This window comes from Leptotrichia sp. oral taxon 218, assembly GCF_018128225.1.
Lineage (GTDB): Bacteria > Fusobacteriota > Fusobacteriia > Fusobacteriales > Leptotrichiaceae > Leptotrichia.
In genome coordinates, this window is the sequence record NZ_CP072377.1 from 1,667,014 (window position 1) to 1,684,076 (window position 17,063).

General features: G+C 28.4%; 12 protein-coding genes and 3 tRNA genes. 4 read left to right on the plus strand and 11 right to left on the minus strand.

Translation table 11 applies throughout. From position 1 onward, the window contains the following. Positions 1-29: 29 nt before the first annotated feature. The 4 genes from J5A73_RS07880 to J5A73_RS07895 all read right to left on the minus strand — a co-directional run bounded on the left by J5A73_RS07880 (position 30) and on the right by J5A73_RS07895 (position 3,249). The gene (locus J5A73_RS07880) at positions 30-305 is read right to left on the minus strand and encodes a Txe/YoeB family addiction module toxin (protein WP_211614645.1); all 276 of its coding nucleotides are present in this window, start codon (positions 303-305) and stop codon (positions 30-32) included. After that, on the minus strand, positions 299-538 hold the full coding sequence (locus tag J5A73_RS07885) for a type II toxin-antitoxin system Phd/YefM family antitoxin (RefSeq protein WP_211614647.1): 240 nt from the start codon (positions 536-538) through the stop codon (positions 299-301). The genes J5A73_RS07880 and J5A73_RS07885 overlap by 7 nt, the downstream gene beginning before the upstream one ends. A gap of 68 nt (positions 539-606) precedes the next feature. After that, on the minus strand, positions 607-1,512 hold the full coding sequence (locus J5A73_RS07890) for a CorA family divalent cation transporter (RefSeq protein WP_211614649.1): 906 nt from the start codon (positions 1,510-1,512) through the stop codon (positions 607-609). A 192-nt stretch (positions 1,513-1,704) separates the two neighbouring features. After that, positions 1,705-3,249: a flotillin family protein gene (locus J5A73_RS07895; protein ID WP_211614651.1), complete on the minus strand. Its 1,545-nt coding sequence runs from the start codon at positions 3,247-3,249 to the stop codon at positions 1,705-1,707. 159 nt (positions 3,250-3,408) lie between these two features. On the opposite strand from J5A73_RS07895, the gene J5A73_RS07900 reads away from it, so the two are divergent. Further along, a complete protein-coding gene (locus tag J5A73_RS07900; protein WP_211614653.1) occupies positions 3,409-3,645 on the plus strand; it encodes a hypothetical protein in 237 nt (78 codons plus the stop codon). 147 nt (positions 3,646-3,792) lie between these two features. Here the strand turns inward: J5A73_RS07900 and J5A73_RS07905 are convergent, their stop codons facing one another. The 3 genes from J5A73_RS07905 to J5A73_RS07915 all read right to left on the minus strand — a co-directional run bounded on the left by J5A73_RS07905 (position 3,793) and on the right by J5A73_RS07915 (position 7,341). Then, positions 3,793-5,217, minus strand: coding sequence for an RnfABCDGE type electron transport complex subunit D (locus J5A73_RS07905; RefSeq protein ID WP_211614655.1), 1,425 nt, complete (start codon positions 5,215-5,217; stop codon positions 3,793-3,795). A gap of 3 nt (positions 5,218-5,220) precedes the next feature. Further along, complete coding sequence (gene rsxC, locus J5A73_RS07910; RefSeq protein WP_211614657.1) at positions 5,221-6,561, minus strand: electron transport complex subunit RsxC; 1,341 nt, start codon at positions 6,559-6,561, stop codon at positions 5,221-5,223. 291 nt (positions 6,562-6,852) lie between these two features. After that, positions 6,853-7,341, minus strand: a complete 489-nt coding sequence (locus J5A73_RS07915; RefSeq protein ID WP_211614660.1) for a hypothetical protein — start codon at positions 7,339-7,341, stop codon at positions 6,853-6,855. 274 nt (positions 7,342-7,615) lie between these two features. On the opposite strand from J5A73_RS07915, the gene J5A73_RS07920 reads away from it, so the two are divergent. The 3 genes from J5A73_RS07920 (at position 7,616) to J5A73_RS07930 (ending at position 7,857) form a co-directional block, all read left to right on the plus strand. After that, positions 7,616-7,691, plus strand: a tRNA-Val gene (locus J5A73_RS07920). An 8-nt stretch (positions 7,692-7,699) separates the two neighbouring features. After that, positions 7,700-7,776: transfer RNA gene (locus tag J5A73_RS07925), tRNA-Asp, on the plus strand. Between the two features lie 5 nt (positions 7,777-7,781). Next, positions 7,782-7,857, plus strand: a tRNA-Phe gene (locus tag J5A73_RS07930). Between the two features lie 248 nt (positions 7,858-8,105). Here J5A73_RS07930 and lpxD read toward each other — a convergent pair. The 4 genes from lpxD to J5A73_RS07945 form a co-directional block, all read right to left on the minus strand. Continuing rightward, positions 8,106-9,110 (minus strand): UDP-3-O-(3-hydroxymyristoyl)glucosamine N-acyltransferase, encoded by a 1,005-nt coding sequence (gene lpxD / locus J5A73_RS07935; RefSeq protein ID WP_211614661.1) that lies wholly within the window; start codon positions 9,108-9,110, stop codon positions 8,106-8,108. 103 nt (positions 9,111-9,213) lie between these two features. Then, positions 9,214-11,172, minus strand: a complete 1,959-nt coding sequence (locus J5A73_RS07940) for an outer membrane protein assembly factor (protein WP_249069216.1) — start codon at positions 11,170-11,172, stop codon at positions 9,214-9,216. A gap of 47 nt (positions 11,173-11,219) precedes the next feature. Then, positions 11,220-11,612: a hypothetical protein gene (locus J5A73_RS10530; RefSeq protein WP_249069218.1), complete on the minus strand. Its 393-nt coding sequence runs from the start codon at positions 11,610-11,612 to the stop codon at positions 11,220-11,222. An 8-nt stretch (positions 11,613-11,620) separates the two neighbouring features. Continuing rightward, on the minus strand, positions 11,621-16,672 hold the full coding sequence (locus tag J5A73_RS07945) for a translocation/assembly module TamB domain-containing protein (RefSeq protein WP_211614663.1): 5,052 nt from the start codon (positions 16,670-16,672) through the stop codon (positions 11,621-11,623). Between the last annotated feature and the right edge of the window lie 391 nt (positions 16,673-17,063).

Sequence of the window (17,063 nt, forward strand, 5' to 3'; positions counted from 1 at the left end):
TATGCAAAAACTAATCCTTATTTAACTCATTAAAATTCATAATGTGTCCACATACTAATAATATTTATCCTTTTTTCTTTCTCAATAACTTCATAAACAAGTCTATGCTGTTTATTAATTCTCCTTGAATAATATCCCTTCAAATCTTTAGTTAAAATCTCGTAAGATGGTGGCGTTTGAAAAGGATTTTTCTTTATAAGATTTATCAATTTATCTACATTATTTTTTAATGCTGGAAATTGTTTTATTTTCTCCTTGTCTTTATTAGCTTTCTTTAAAATATAAATCTTATATTCTTCTACCATTCAAAAACCTCATAATCTTCATCAGTAGCATTCTTTGCAGTTTCAATCTTTTCTTTCATATTTGGATCCGATAATAAGTATAAAGTTTCTAATAAACCGTTATATTCAGCTTCACTAATAATAATTGCATTTCCTTTTTTTGTATTCACATTAATAACATCATTATAGTCAATCGCTAATTCTAAATAAGAAAATAAATTTTTTCTCAAATTAGTTGCATTTGTATTTGTCACAAAAATCACTCCTTTCACCTATGTACATAATACAGTACATAAATAAAAAAGTCAAGATTTTTTTCATATTACAAAACCTTATCTTTCAAATACTTCCACAATACAACCATCAAAGCCACCATTATCACAAAAATTATTCCAAGTGCAAAAAATCCTTTGTCTTGAAGCGGCAACTTCACATTCATTCCATAAAATCCAAAAATCATATTTGGAACTGTGATTAGTATTGTCGCCGCTGCCAAAACTTTCATTGTAATATTCATATTATTTCCAATATATGAAGAGTATGTTTCCCGTGTTGTTTTACAAATTTCACAATACGAAGACGACAAATCAAGTGTAAAATTTATTTCTTGTAAAATTCTCGTCATGTATTCCTCAAATTGCTGAAATTGCTCATCTTCTTTCAAATTCTCAACAACATAATCCAAGTTTCTCATTGCAATATTGTAAACATAAAAACCCTGCTCCACTTCCGAAAGTGAAATCAGTTTCTCATTACTTTGCTGCTCCCTCAAAACCGTTTCAATCTTGTCGTGTTCTCCAATTAAAATTCGTACATATTTATACAAACTTTGAGAAATTTTATGAAGCATATTTAGAAAAAAACGATTTTCCTCAAGAATGTCATCTCTCAATTCAGCATATTCTTCAACAAAATCATAAAAATCTTCAAAATAGTCATCATCTAAAATGACAACCCTATCCTCCCTCATACAAATTACAATTGGATTAATCTCATAAGATGTAACCTCTTTATCTATCACAGGTTTCTTCACAGTCGGATAATATAATTTATAAATTTCCCAGTCTGATTTTGAAATTCTCGGAGTAAAAGTTTCTTCATCAATTACATTTTTTATCTTTTCTTCATCCATCTCCAATCTTTCAGACACAATTCTATAATCTTCATCTTTCAAATTATATACATACGAAATTGTTTTCCCACTTTTTGTATCTATTCTTTTTATCATAGCAACCTTCCTTGATTATTCCTAAAATTTTTTACTTTAATCAATAAATTATATCAAAAAACAGCGGCTATTTCAATTTTCAAAAAATTTTTTTAAACTAAATTTCATACAAAATTTTAAATTATACTAAAAAAATCACAATCAAATCAATAATCGTGATTTTTTTATCTTTAAATATTTTTAATAAAAAGATTATCCCTTATTGTTCTCTTCTTCACCTTCTTTTCCTTTTCTAACGACATCATCTTTTTTAATACTATCCAGCACTTTTCCGCCCAAAAATCCTGCAAGCAGCGATTTTATATCAATGCCTGCTCCATCAGAAATTCCATCATTGATTTTTCCGATACTTTGAGTGATGTCAGAAATCAATTTGCTTGTATTTCCGTCTCCGTACATTGTTATTTTATCAATATTGTTTAATGGCGCTGCCACATTTTTTGCAACTTCAGGAAGTGCTTTAAAGTACATTTCTGCAACTGCTGCTTCTCCATATTTTTTCATTGCTTCCGCTTTTTTATCAAGTCCTTCTGCTTCTGCTAATAATGCTTCTTTTTTACCTCTAGCTTCTGCAAGCAACATTTTTTCTTTTGCACCAGCTTCAGCGTTACCTCTAGCTTCTATTCCTTCAGCCTCTGCTAACATTTTAATTTTTACTGCATTTGCTTCTGCTTCCGCCTGAATTTTCTTTGCCTCTGCCTCTGCCAAAGCCTGTAATTTTATTCCTTCAGCTTGTCTTTGCCGTTTATAAAGTTCAGCATCTGCTTGTCTTTGTTCTTCAACTAATCTTGCTTCAGCGTCTTTTGTCATATTGTACAATTTTGCATCGGCTTTTATTTGCTGATCAATTTTAATTTCACTTTCAAGTTTTGCTTTATTTGCACGAATTGCTTGATCTTGCTGAGTGAAATTTGCATCTCCTATAACTTCTTCATACTCTTTACGGTTTTTTTCTTTTTGAATATCGTAAGTTATATCTGCAAGAGCTTGTTTTGTATCACTTTCTATTTTCAAATCCGCTTGTTTAATTTTCAGTGCATTTTGCTTTTCCGCAATTTCTTCCTGAGTTTTTATTTCAATATCCTGTGCTTCTTTATAAGCCTGTGCTTTCGCAATCGCAACTTCCTTTTCTGAATTGGCTTTTGCAATACTTGCATCTTTTGAAATTTTAGTTGTATTTTCAATTCCTAAGTTATCAATAACTCCCTTTTCATCAGTAAACGACTGTACATTAAACGATTTTAGCTCAAGTCCCATCTTTCTCAAATCGTCAATTACATTTTCTTCAACTTTCTGATTAAAAACTTTTCGATTTTGAACCATATCCTTTAAATTCATCTGTCCGATAATTTCTCTTAAATTACCTTCCAGAACATCTTTTATCGCATTACTCATATACTCATGATTTTTATTCAAAAAATTTTTACTTGCAATAAGCATTATCTCCTGTGCCGTTCCCACCTGCAATTTTACAATTGCATCAGCTTTTATATTAATAAAATCATTGGTAGGCACAAACTGCTTTGTATCCACATCGACAGAAAATACTGCCAAATCAAGATAATCGACTCTCTCAAAAGCTCTCACATAAAATGCAAGTCTTCCGCTAACCATTCTTTTTCTAAATCCTGAAATAAACGCCATTTTATCATTCGGCACTCTCACATAAGCAAACAATGATAAAACAAGTCCAAGAACAATTAGAATAATAAGTCCATAAAATATAATCACTCTCATCTTTTTTACTCCCTTTCAAAATTTTTTTCACTATTAGTTTACCACATAATTTTATTTAAGCAAGATTAAATATAAATTTCCTATTGTTTTTTTTATTTTTTAGGATATAATATAGTAAACTATGTGAAAAATATATCTTAATAAATGGAGTTGATTTTTATGAAAAAATTTATCTTATCGGCATTTCTTTTATTTGGAGTTTTAGGATTTTCTAGATATGTTGAAAGATGTTCTGTTACATCGAGAAACACTTGTGTAAGTGCTGATACTGGAAAAACATTTCATTTTAAAGGTGACCCTTTTGGAACATTATTTTATAACGGATATTGGACAGTTGAATTTACTGGATCAGGTTACCGTAACTTAGAATTAACTGATGTGTATTTAGCCGACTAAAAATAAAAGTTATTCAGAATGTATTTTCTATTTCTGAATAGCTTTTTTATTTTTTTATTTTACATCTTGTCAAACTAATTTACAACTTCTAAAAATATTTTTATTTATTTCTGTTATTTAATAAATTTTCTCAAATCAATATATTTATTAATCATTTTTCAAAAAAATAAATGCAAAGATAACCATAATTATGCCGTAAATATAAATTAAATATTTGAATAATCTAAAATTACATAAATTTATCAAAATAATAGTTGCAACTATAATTAAAAATGTCAACACAATTAATTGCAAAAACTGTTTTATAATTTCAATTTTCACATTTCTTCCAAAAGCGACAGGTCTTAAAACTCTATTTATAAGTGGAGTGAAACTGTTTAAAATTATTATTGCATAAAATAATACTTCGTTTTCAATTTTTTGTGACAAAAATATTGAAGTCACAAGTGCCATCATTATTCCAAAATAAATCTTTCCAATTGAAAAAACTGGAGTTGTTGGCATATCTGTTGCCATAAAAATTCCAACTAATAATATTTCTCCTATTGGAATTTTAGAAATTTCAGGGACAAAAAATGACAAAATTGACATCAATAAAAAAAAGCTCAAAGGAGTAAATAACGATATTCTTTTTTTTATTGCCAAATAAATTCCACCTAAAATTAATGCCAGTCCTGAAAAAGTTCCGATTGAGTTTGACTGACTTAAAATTAAACTATCTAAAAATTTTGTAAACGGCGAATCTAAAATATTTCTGAATATTTTTAAATTTAAAATTTGAAAATTTGTATTCGAAAGTTTAAATTTCAAAAATACTTTTTCAAAAAATATTAATACAAAAAATTTCCCAACAACTGCAGGGTTATACAAGTTTTTTCCAAGTCCGCCGTATAACATTTTTCCAAAAATAACAGCACACGCTCCGCCAAAAATTGCAAAATAATATGGCACAAAAGCTGGAAGCATCAAAGAAAATATTATTCCTGTGACCACCGCCGACAAATCTTTTATTGAATCTTTTTCTTTTTTAAAAAAAACTGCTGTGATAATTTTTTCTGTCAAAACTGTTGAGATAACTGAAATCAAGATTAATAAAAACGATTTTATTCCGCATAAAAAAATTGAAACTAAAATAGATGGAAGTAATGCCAAAATAACATCTGTCATTATTTTTTCCACAGTATCACTAGCGTAAATAAATGGAGAAAAAAATCTTTTTTTAGATTTTATATCAGAAGCAATTTTTAGCATTTTTTTTGCTTTTTCCAATAATTCTTCCGCTTCTTTTTCTTTTTTTATTTGTTTTTCTTTTTTTGAAATCTCTTTTTCTTCATTGTTTTTATTTAATTTAAAAAATTTATGTGATTTTTTTTTATTTTTTTTAGTTTTTTCTTTTTTATTATTCTCTTTTTTTAAATTGTCTTTTTCTTTTTCTTTTTCTTCTTCTTCATTTTCTATATTTTTATCAGACTTGGATCTTTTTTCACTTTCGTCTTCAAACAAAAATGTCTCTCCCCTATTTTTTTTAGATCGTATTCCTAAAATTTCTTCCATCAGCGATTTTTCATCCATAAATTAACTTTCCACCTCCAAATTAATAAGTTCAATCAAAATTTCTTTCCCATTTTTAATGCTCTCAATCAAAGGTACTCTAGCTGGACAGACATATTCACAAGCACCACACTCAATACAATTAAAAATATTTGCGTTTAGCATCTTTACATATCTTCCTTTTTCATAATATTCCGAAAACTCAAACGGAATTAAATTCATCGGACAAACTTCAACACATCTTCCACATGAAATACAATTTTTTGACTCAATTTTTTCTTCATTTAAAAATATTACTCCAGAAGTCCCTTTAATAATTGGCGTACTAGGTTCTTTCACTTTATTTCCCATCATTGGTCCGCCAAAAATAATTTTATCCGTTTTTGTGATGTTTAAAGACTCAATTATATGAACAAGTGGCGTTCCTATTCTAATTTTATAGTTTCCAGCATTTTGAACTTCTTCTCCCGAAACTGTGACAATTCTCTCAATTAGCGGTTTTCCTTCAAAAAAAGCGTCATAAATTGCTTTAATCGTTCCAACATTACTCACAATAACTCCTTTTTCAATGGTTAATTCCCCTTTTTGAATTTTTTTACCAGTAATTTTATCAATTAATAAAATTTCACTTCCTTGCGGATAATCAGCTGACAAAATTTTAATTTGCAAATCTATGTTCACTTCTCTTGCCATTCTCTCAAAAATGCTGACTAATTCCTTATTTTTTTCTGAAATTGCAATAACCATATGTCTTGGTCTTAAAACTTTCTCAGCCACTTTAATTCCACGGCAAATTTCTTTTGCATAATTTTTCATAAGCAAATAGTCCGCCGTCAAATAAGGTTCACTTTCCATTCCATTAATAATAAATGTATCAATTTTTTCAAGTTTTATATTATATTTAGCCGCCACTGGAAATCCTGCTCCACCAAGACCCACAATCCCAGCTTCTTCAATAATTTTCAAAATTTCTTCACTTGTTGTCATCCGAAGTTCTCTTACATCTCTTTTTACAAGTTTCACCTGTTCTTCCTTAAAATTATTTTTAATAATTATTGTTCTAACTTTACTTCCATCAGGCAAAAAATTTTTCATAATTCTAATAACTTTTCCTGAAACAGGCGAATGGATATTTGCCGAAATATTTCCATAACCTTGCGCTATTTTCTCATATTTTCTAACTTCTTGACCAACTCTCACAATCTCAAAAGCTCTCTCCCCCTTATGTTGCAAAAGCGGAACAAAAAATATCTCACTTTCTGAAATTTTTTTTAAGCTCATATTTTTAGTAACAATTTTCATATCTTCAATTTGATTATCTTTTGTTTTATCTTTTTTTAAAAAATTTTTTTCTTTAAACTCCATTTTTTCTATTTTATCCTTTTATCCTTTTATTCTTTTATTTATACTCTTATTCTCTTAATTTCTTTATCTTCTTAATTATTTTATTTTTTTATTTTTTCATTAAATTTACATAAATTTTTAGAATTATACTTTGCTTTTGTTTATTATATCATAACTATTTATTATATTATATATTTTTTTAATATTTTATTATGAAAAGTTATTAAGAAACGAAAATCTTTTATATAATTGTATTTACAAAAAAATAAAACTCAGATAATTTACTTAATTAAATTTATCTGAGCTTTTTTATTATTTATTTTGTAGCGGCTGTACTGGCTGTATTTCTACATATCCCTCCAACTGTTTAAATTTATTTGTTTTTACAAATTTTTCTTGCATTTTTTTATAATCTTCATCTGTCAATTTTTTAGCTTTTTCTCCATCTGAATACGAGCTTTTCATAAATATTGCCACTTCAACAATCCCAAAAGCCTCTTTATCAGCGTCATAATTATCTTTCAATGCCTTTTTAGAAACTTTAGCATTTTCAATATCATTTATATAATCGTCTACAAGCTGAATTTTATCTCCACTTTCAAGATATTTCTCAGATTTTTTTATAAAATTTTCCAAAACTTTTGCATATTCCTGACTATTCAATTCTTTTGAGTTACTTTTTAAACTTTTCAATGTAGTCAAAGTTTTTTTAACATTTTTAATTTTTTCATTTTTTACTTTTGCATTTCCAATATAGCTTACGCTCATCACAAGTAAAATTACTACAAATATTTTTTTCATTTTTTCTCCTTTTATATTTATTCAAGTTCCAAATATTTTTTTATTATATACTTCAACTATTATTAAGGTCGTTGAATAGGCTTTTAATTTAATTATATTTAACATATTATCCATAATTCTAAAATTTTTTTATTATTTTATTATTTATTATTTCATTACTTCACTAATTTTTTATATTGTTTTTATTTTTCAAAAAAATATAAAATTTTTTGTAAAAAGTAGTTGCAATTTTTTTCTTTTTGTGATATAATAATTGAGTAGTAAATAATGTGATGGTCGCATAGCTCAGTTGGGAGAGCACCTGCCTTACAAGCAGGGGGTCATTGGTTCGAGCCCAATTGTGACCACCATTTTTTTTGGAGGTGTAGCTCAGTTGGTTAGAGTGCTTGCCTGTCACGCAAGATGTCGCGAGTTCGAGTCTCGTCACTTCCGCCATTTATGCCCAGATAGCTCAGTCGGTAGAGCAAGGGACTGAAAATCCCTGTGTCCGTGGTTCGATTCCGCGTCTGGGCACCATTACTTAATTGATAATACCAGTTATCAATTTTTTTTATTTTAAAATTTTTTTCTTATAAAAAATGTATCTTTTGGATTTTTTCCATCAGATACATTTTTATTTTGGATTGAATCAAAGAAATAAGATAAAATTTTTTTATGTTTTATCCCCTGGATCATTCATTAAAAATATAACGATTATAATCCAAATGATTATGCTTATGTCCAAGATTTTACCTTTTTTTATCAGAATAAAATAAAATGAAATTTTATTTATTTTCCAATTTTCTTTCCAATTTTTTTACTTTTTTCACAAGTTCAGGAACTCTTCCCATAGACATTTTTATTCGCAAATCATCTATATGCTCTCTTAATGGAAATCCTGACATTTGCTTTCCATCAGGTACATTATTTGTTACACCTGATTTTGCAGCAATTACAACATTGTTTCCTATTTTTAAATGTCCTGCTACTCCAACTTGACCTGCAAGAGTTGTATTATCTCCGACTTCCACACTTCCTGAAATTCCCACTTGCGCTATTATAAAACAGTTTGAACCTATTATGTCATTGTGAGCAATATGAACTAAATTGTCAATTTTAGTTCCTTTTTTTATTATCGTATCACCAATTGCTCCTCTATCAACACAAGTATTTGCTCCTATTTCTACTTCATCTTCCAAAATTACATTTCCAATTTGCTCTATTTTTACATTGTTCCCTTTTACTTTTATATATCCAAATCCATCTGAACCAATTACCGCTCCTGGCTGAAAAATACATCTTTTTCCAATTTTACAAAATTCTCTTATTGTAACATTTGGATATACAATTGTTCCATCGCCAATTTCTGTACCTTCAAATATTGAAACATTTGGATAAATAACAACATTTTTCCCTATTTTTACATTGTGACCGATATATGTATTAATTTTTGAAACATTTGCTGTCTCGTCTATCACTGCCGAATCTTCTATTGGCTTTTCAAAAGGTTTTACTTTTGGTTTAAAATGATTTAACAAAATCGGCATTATTTCTCTAGGATTTTCATCCACTACAATAAATGTTTTATCTTTTGGCAAATTTGGAATTTTGGGAACTATTAAAGCTCCAGCATTACATTTGTCAATATTTTTTAACATTTTTTCATCAGCTGCAAAAGTTAATTCTTTTTCACTTGCAGCAAAAAAAGGCGCTAATCTTGTAAAACTTATTTCGCTATTTCCTACAATTTCTCCATTTATTAAACTTGCTATTTCTTTTATACCATACATTTTTTCCACCTCTTTTTATTTTCAAAAAATTAACAGGGAATTTTTAAATCCCCTGTCTTATAAAACAACTTTGTACTTACAATTTTTAACTGCAAATTATATTCTAGAATGATTGTCCAAAACTGAAATAAAATTTACCGCTATCTTTTTTCTTACCAGGTGTTTCAGGATCCATTGGCCAACCATAGTCAAATCTTAACGGTCCAACTGGCGTATTTAATCTAAGTCCAATTCCATAACCTTTTTTAAGATCTTTGAATTTATGTGCATTTTTTCTGTCAGGTGAATAAGTTCTTCTTCCAGTTGCTGGATTTATTTTTTGTTTTTGCCAAGCATTTCCTATATCAAAAAAAGCAACTAATTGTATTGTATCATTGATTTTTGTTCTATTTTCAATACTTGCATAAAATTGATCATATCCATCAAACGCTCCATATTCATATCCACGAAGTGTTTCAGCTCCTCCGACACTAAATCTCATCGCATCAGGAGTTCCACTTCCTGTTGACCCCCAAACTGCTCTATATGCCATCACATTTTTCTTACCAAATAATGGATGGAACGCTCTTAAATCAGCTTCAAATCTATCATATTTTCTAGGATCTTTCAAAAGATCTCCTCTTTCATAAGTCAAATCAGCATAAAGTCCTTTTGTTGGATCACTTATATTATCTCTTGTGTCATAAATTAATTCTGGAGTTACCGCTATTAAATTATATTTATCTTTAACATCTCCTCCTGAATAAATTTCTTTTTTATGATCGTATCTTGCTGAAATTCTTGCGTAAATATCCTTACTTAATCCTTTACCAAGTGTCCATCTTGTTCCTATTGTTTTTACTTTTTCAAGTTCATCCCAGTCAGCGTCATCATCAACAGATTGTGTCCAGTAAACAGAACCTCCTGCTTGAACTCTTTCAGTTCCTCTTACCCAAGGATCAAACCAGTCCAATGAAAATGTTTTATTTCCTCTATTTGAAGCTTCCACATTAATTGAAGCCTGTTGATCTCTTCCTAAAAAGTTCTCATCTGATAATTTAAGTCCTCCAACTAAACCAACTGAAGTACCGTAAGAAATACTTCCATTAATTGTTGTTGTAGGTCTTTCTTCTATTAACAATTTTACATTTCTTTCATTAGGATCACTGTCGCTTCCGTAAATTTCTGGTTCTAGTCTAGTAAAAATACCAGTTCTATATAATTCTTTGATTGAATTTTCTATGTCGCTACTAGTTAATACCTTCCCTGGTTTTACTTCCATATATCTTTCCAAAACATAATCTTTTGTTCTTAAATTTAATCTTTTGCTATTTTGTCTTTCATCATCATTTTTTAATATATTTTTTTCAAAAGTTACATCTTTAACTATACCTTCAGTAAGACCTATATTTATATCTCCAGTTTCTCCAACAGTTATTGATTCAATTCTTGCTGTTACATATCCATTTTTATTGTATAATTTTATTATACCGTTTGATTCAGGACTTAATAAATTACCATTCAAAATTTCTCCTCTTTTTATTCCTAATGCTTCTTCCAATTGAGCATTAGTAAATAAAGTATTTCCTTGGATATTTATACTTTGAACAGCTGGATTTTCTTTTACTTCATACAATATTGAAGCAGTATTGTCGGCTTTTCTATCTATTTTTGGTTCTACAGATGAAAAATAACCTGATTCAAATATTTTTTGAGCACCGTCAATTGCCTTTTGTGGAATAAGTTTATCTCCTACTTTTACTGGAAAATCTTTTAAATAATCTTCTTTATTTAAAGTTTTAATTCCTTGAATATCTACACTTCTTACTGTAAAGTTTGTTTCCTTTTGATTTTCTTCATGCTGTAATTGTGACTGAAGAATTTCTTGCGCACTTGGATGTTCAACAACTGCAACATCAATATCTACTGCATCTCCATTAACATTTGGAACTGTATTTACATTTAAGATATATTTCTCTCTTTTTAATGCCAAGTAAATATCACTCAAATCTTTGTTTGAATAATCTTCTCCAGTTTGAACTGGAATTTTTGATTTAATCAAATCTTCTGGCAACTGTCTCAAATTAGAAACATTTATTCTCCCAACTTTTAAATCATTTCTATTTATTACTACTTGATTTTTTTCTTGTCTTTCTTTAGATTTTTTTCTTTTTTATTTTTTTTATTTTTTTTCCCTTGTTCTTGAACTTCTTCTTCAGAATCTGTCGCAGAATAAGTTGTTTCTTCGCCAGTAGAATTTATTTCCTCGCTTTGATTTTGAGATGTTGTCGCTCTTGGCGTCTCATCATCTTCATTTTCTGTTGTCGTCGTTGCTGACACTGCTGCTGCTGATAAAGAACCTGTTGCGGCATCTGCTACTAATGCTGATGATTCCGTTTTTTCTTGTTTTATTTTGTTTTTACTTTCAACAGTCTTTTCTCCTTTTTCAGCTGCTTGTGACATATTATTCATCGAAACGAATAATGTAACTACCACAATTAAAGCATAAATTTTATTTCTCATTTTTCCTCCTATTTTTTTAATGTATCCAATTTTCTTTTTTTGAATATTCTTTTAAATAAATCACCAATACTATCGGCTTTTGTTGAAAAATCAACTCCAAAATAATAATTTATCCTATTTTGCTTTCTATTCGGTGCTCTTAAATTGATTTTATTATTTTTTGGCGCTGTTTCTCCTCCAACTCTAAGATCAAGTCCAGTTGCAATGTTATAACTTAACCAAGCATTGTATCCTATTGGATTTTCTTCTTTTTCTCCCGAAGATTGGAAAGGGAATTTTATTGCTAAATTCCAATAAACCTTATCTTTATATAATTTATCCTGTAAACTTAATGTTGTAGAAGCATTATATTTACCAGTTCTATTTGATTTATCTATATTTGTTGATACAGATACTTTTGATAGTCCCAAGGCCCCTTCAATTTTATCAGTTATTGAAGAAAAAATCAACTCATTTAATGCAGTATTTAAAAGTGAACCTGCTACAATAACTCCGTCTTCTGAATTATCTTTTCCATCTTTTTTATTTTTGCTTCCATTTCCAATTACTTTATCAAAAGCTAAAAGTGAAATTATTTCTTCTTCAGTTTTTCCAGAACTTGAACTAAATTTAATACTAGGATTATTTATATTTCCTGTGGCATTTATCTCTATTCTGTCAGTTCCAATTTTTGTACTTGCTTCAAAATCAACAAATGCATTTGACATAAAGTCTGTCTCCAAAGTCGATTTTGAAATACTAATTACTGAATTATTTATTTTAAATTCATTTCCATTTAAATAAAACGAACCTTTTGAAACATTAAAATCTCCAATTAATCCAATTGCTCCATTCTCAAATGTAATTTCAGACGCTCCTTTTATTGTACCTTTTATATTTTTAACAAGGCTGACACTAGGAATGTTTAATTTTACTCTATCGCCAATTTGAATATTTAAATTAGCTGTATATTGTTTCATAATTTTGTCTAAAACTTCTTCAACTATTCCTTCCACAATGCTTTTATCTTTTTCCTGCTTTTGAAGTTCAGAAGTATTTGAAGCTGCTTTATTTTCAAAATCAGGTATCGCTCTAATTTCAGCATCACTTACAAGTAAATTTCCAAACAATCTATCTTCAGTCAGTACTAAATCTCCTGTAACCGCATAATCAATATCAGTTCCATAATGAAGCCCAAGTTTATTTAAATCCGCATTCAACTCAAATTTCCCAAATTGCAATCGCTTAGTTTTCATAAAGTCAGGCGGTATCGTTGGCACATCCAAATTTCCTGTTACATTAAATGTTCCATTGTTAAATCCACCATCTAATCTATTTACAATAAGTTTTGTGCCCTTCAAATCAATATTGGCATTGACATTGTCAACCAAAGTCAACTCATCTTTTGTCTTATAATTAAAATTATTTAACAAAATATGCCCTGAAGTTCCGTTACTACTCGAAAGAATAGCGTCAATATTTGCAATTCCACTCGCACTTGCCACATCTTTATTAGCTTCCAGAAAGTTTAAATTAAAGTTTTGTGCCAATACCGAAATGTCGTATTTTATTGGCGAATAATCAAAATATCCGCTGACTACAAGTGGATTATTTTCATAGTTCAAATTAAATAGTCCGATATTTACTGTCTTTTCATTTCCTTGAAGATCTACATCAAGGTTTGTTACTGGAAATCCAGCCAAAGTTACTTTGTCAGATTTTATTTTTAATCCAGTCAAAAACTTCTCGAAACTTCCTTTATAAAAGAAATTAAAGTCAATATTTCCGCTATATCCTTTATTTTTCAAATCTTGTACTGAATCTAGCGCAAAATTGTGATCTTCAACTTTATAGTCAATGTCAACATTTGCCAAGTCAAATTTTGTATTTGTCTCAAACAATGTTTCATCATTTTCTCCGATAAATTTTAAACTTTTTATATCAAAAATTCCATATTTAAATAACTTATCAATATTTCCGTTACTGTAGTCGATATTTGCTACAATATGTGGAATTTTATAACTTCTGTAACTCATATTTCCCAAAATTAAATGTCCATACATATTAAATTTATTTAAATGACCTTTTAAATTAATTTTAGATTTTGTTCCAAATGTCAAATCGTCGACTTTTAATAATTTTGGAATATCGTCTTCATCTAAATTAAGTTCCAGATCAGCTACTTTATTTTTCAAATTGTATGTTCCCGAAATATTATTTCCTCTCAAAGTCACATCTTTAAAGTTTACTACGCTGTTTTTTATATCTAAATCCGCTCTTGTCTGTCCAATCGAATTAAAATTAATTTTTGTAGTCGACGGAGTCAGCAAAATTCTTCCATTCAAATTATCTGGCGTTCCAAAAATATTTGCTTTTAAACTATCAACATACATGCTCAACTGTGGATCTGTTACGCCATAAACGACATAATTTTTAAGTTCTCCGTCAAGTTTTACATTTTTCGTTTTTAAATTATAACTTCCTTGTGCAAATAATTTGTCGTTTCCTAAACTTTCAATTTTTAAAATATCATTTTTCATATTCAATTTTGCAGTCAAATTTTTAAGTCTATGATATTGATACCAAACTTCATCCGCAAAAACATTCATATCAAAGTTCATTTTTGCCAAATCGTGAATTTTTCCATTTGCATGTAAATTTTCAAACTCTGCAATATACTCTCCATAAGGACTGTAAACTTCAAAATTTCCAGAAAGTTTGTCATCGACTTTCCCACTAATCTTAGCCTTTGCATTTAAAAGAAATTTTGCGTCATTTAACTTTTTGGATTTAAAGACATAATTATTCAATTTGGCGTCAATTTCTGCTCTTCCAGTTTTTAAATGATAACTTCCTTGTGCAAACAATTTATCATTTCCCAAACTTTGGATTTTCAAAATATCGTTTTTCATATTTAATTTTGCAGTTAAATTTTTAAGTCTTTGGTCTTCCCACAAAACTTCATTTGCCAGAACATTCATATCCAAATCCATTTTTGCTAAATCACGAATTTTCCCACTCGCATGTAAATTTTTATATTTTACAAAATATTCTCCATAAGGACTGTAAATTTCATAACTTCCTCCAATTTTCTCATTTGTTCCGCCAATTCTAGCTTTCACATCCATCGGAAGTTTTGCTCTATCCATCCCTTTAAAATTATATCCATAATTTTTCAAAAGTTTTGCCAAATCCATTTCACTTTCATTTCGAATGCTGTAAGAATGTTTCATATCAGCTGTCGTTGTACCTTTTATATTTACTACGATTCCGCCAGTATTTACTTTAGCTTTTATGTTGTAATTTCCTCTATTTATATTTATGTCCGCAACTACGCTCTCTATCATTTTTATTGGCAAATTTTTAATTTTTGCTTTTATATTTCCTGAACGAAGCATATTTTTTGCATCAAATTTGACAAATAACTTTCTTACTTCTGGACTTATTACATATTTTTTACCGCCATATTTAACAGTTATGTAACCTTTTCCTTTTGCGTTTACAAGAACTGTTTTAGCAGTTGGATTTACTACATAATCCGCATTTAATTTTTTTGAAACAAGTGTTCCTGAAATAATATTTTTATTTGAAATTTGTGCACTTCCAGTGAACCTTGGAATATCGTAATCTGAACCTTTATTTATCAAGACATAATTACCTTTTCCAGTTTTTTTATTTAAATCATATATAAATTTTGGAATTTTTACATCATCTTTTATGTGAAATCCGCTTATAACTTCATCAAAACGAAAAGCTGTATCATTTAATTCTAAAAAACCTTTTTGAGTGGAAAGTTTCATATTTGTACTAATATTTCTAAAGTTATAATTTTCTATTTTTATATTTTTTGATGAAAATTTTCCATCTAATTCAACTTTTGCAGGTTTTTCTTTAGAGTTATTTTTATTTTTATTTTTATCTTTTTCTATTTCATTTTTTTTCTCTTGCTCTTTCGTTTTTGCTTTTTCAACATCAACTTTTACATTTAATTCTCCAGTGACATTTCCTTCGGCTTTCACTTTAAAATCTTTCAAAATTTTGTACCTTGCAATTTGCGAATAAGGAACTTCTTTTGTCTTTATTTTTAGAGTAAGTTTTGAATTTTTCTGTCCATAATTTAACAGCAGTGAAACTGGTTTTTGTGCCAACATTGAATTTGCGTCAATTTTAATGTTTTCTTTTGTCATATTGATATTTGCATTAATTTTATCAATATCGCCGTCAAAATCAATATAACTCAATATTCCATTTTTTACAGCCAAATTTCCAGTTGGTTCCATAGTTTCTGTAACTTCATTTTTTGTCAAATTAAGTTTTCCATTTAACATTCCGCCTTTTATTGTTATCATTTCAAGCGGAAGATACTGACCAAGTTCTTTTGTAACTTTCACATTTCCAAAATCAAAATTTAAATGAAGCTCTTTTCTCTTTTCAGAACTATTTTTAATTTTATCAAATCTTGACTTTAACGACTGCTCCGAATTTAACTTTTGATTTAATTCGATTCCCAAAGTTTCAAGCGTATTGTCCGCATTCAAGTTTCCCGTTCCTTTTGCCACTAACAAAAATCCACGAGATTTTGCAGATTCCAAATTTCCATTTACACTTGACATAGATTTTCGTATTTTTTCTTTAAAACTTGTATCGGCATAATTAATCAGCGCATTGTGAACAAAAATTTTTCCAATTCGACTTGTCCTGTCAAATGTTTTTACTTTTTTTTCTTTCTTCATTATGTGAAAAATATTAAAGTCATTATCTTTTCTTCGCTCCAAATTTACAGTTGCATTGTAAATATCTATTCTGTTAAGCCTAGTCGGTGTAAGTAAATTTATTTTTGCAACTGCCTTTTTTGCATCAATTACCATATTTCCTGACAAATCTCTAACTTTCAAATTATCAATCTGAATCTTGTCAAATCCATAAAGTCTAACTTTGTCAAACTCAACATTTAATACATTTGTTTTCAAAATGTTCGTCAGCGTTGACTTAAAATGTGGTGTTGAAATATAGTACTTTAGTGCAATCAAAGCCAAAAGAAGCGGAATAAAAACCATTAAAGATTTTTTCAAATATCTCATTTCACAACTTTTACCTCCTTTTCCTTAAATTGTGCAATTTTATCTGCACTGTAAGCCATAATAAAATGACTTTTTCAAATTTGAAAAGGATAATTTTTATGTTTTTTAACTTTTTGTTTTTAATAATATTATTTTATTAAATAGTTTTTTTAATAATTTAAAATAACTTTCAATAAAATATAATTACTATAACAATTAAACTTATAAAAAATTGTATATTTTTATAAATTCGTTTAACTTTTATAAAACCATTGTTTTACCCTATTTTTCTGATATTTTCTCAACTAAAAATATCCCTTGTATTTTAACATAATTTTGAATAAAAATCCATTTTTAATTTAAAACTGAATTTATAAATCAAAATACTTTAAAATAAATGCTCCAAAATATA

Excerpts from the sequence above, each read along its gene's own strand:
- lpxD (WP_211614661.1), bottom strand. The coding sequence starts at position 9,110 with ATGTATGGTATAAAAGAAATAGCAAGTTTAATAAATGGAGAAATTGTA.
- rsxC (WP_211614657.1), bottom strand. The coding sequence starts at position 6,561 with ATGGAGTTTAAAGAAAAAAATTTTTTAAAAAAAGATAAAACAAAAGAT.
- J5A73_RS07900 (WP_211614653.1), top strand. The coding sequence starts at position 3,409 with ATGAAAAAATTTATCTTATCGGCATTTCTTTTATTTGGAGTTTTAGGA.
- J5A73_RS07945 (WP_211614663.1), bottom strand. The coding sequence starts at position 16,672 with ATGAGATATTTGAAAAAATCTTTAATGGTTTTTATTCCGCTTCTTTTG.
- J5A73_RS10530 (WP_249069218.1), bottom strand. The coding sequence starts at position 11,612 with ATGAGAAATAAAATTTATGCTTTAATTGTGGTAGTTACATTATTCGTT.
- J5A73_RS07880 (WP_211614645.1), bottom strand. The coding sequence starts at position 305 with ATGGTAGAAGAATATAAGATTTATATTTTAAAGAAAGCTAATAAAGAC.
- J5A73_RS07890 (WP_211614649.1), bottom strand. The coding sequence starts at position 1,512 with ATGATAAAAAGAATAGATACAAAAAGTGGGAAAACAATTTCGTATGTA.
- J5A73_RS07895 (WP_211614651.1), bottom strand. The coding sequence starts at position 3,249 with ATGAGAGTGATTATATTTTATGGACTTATTATTCTAATTGTTCTTGGA.
- J5A73_RS07905 (WP_211614655.1), bottom strand. The coding sequence starts at position 5,217 with ATGGATGAAAAATCGCTGATGGAAGAAATTTTAGGAATACGATCTAAA.
- J5A73_RS07915 (WP_211614660.1), bottom strand. The coding sequence starts at position 7,341 with ATGAAAAAAATATTTGTAGTAATTTTACTTGTGATGAGCGTAAGCTAT.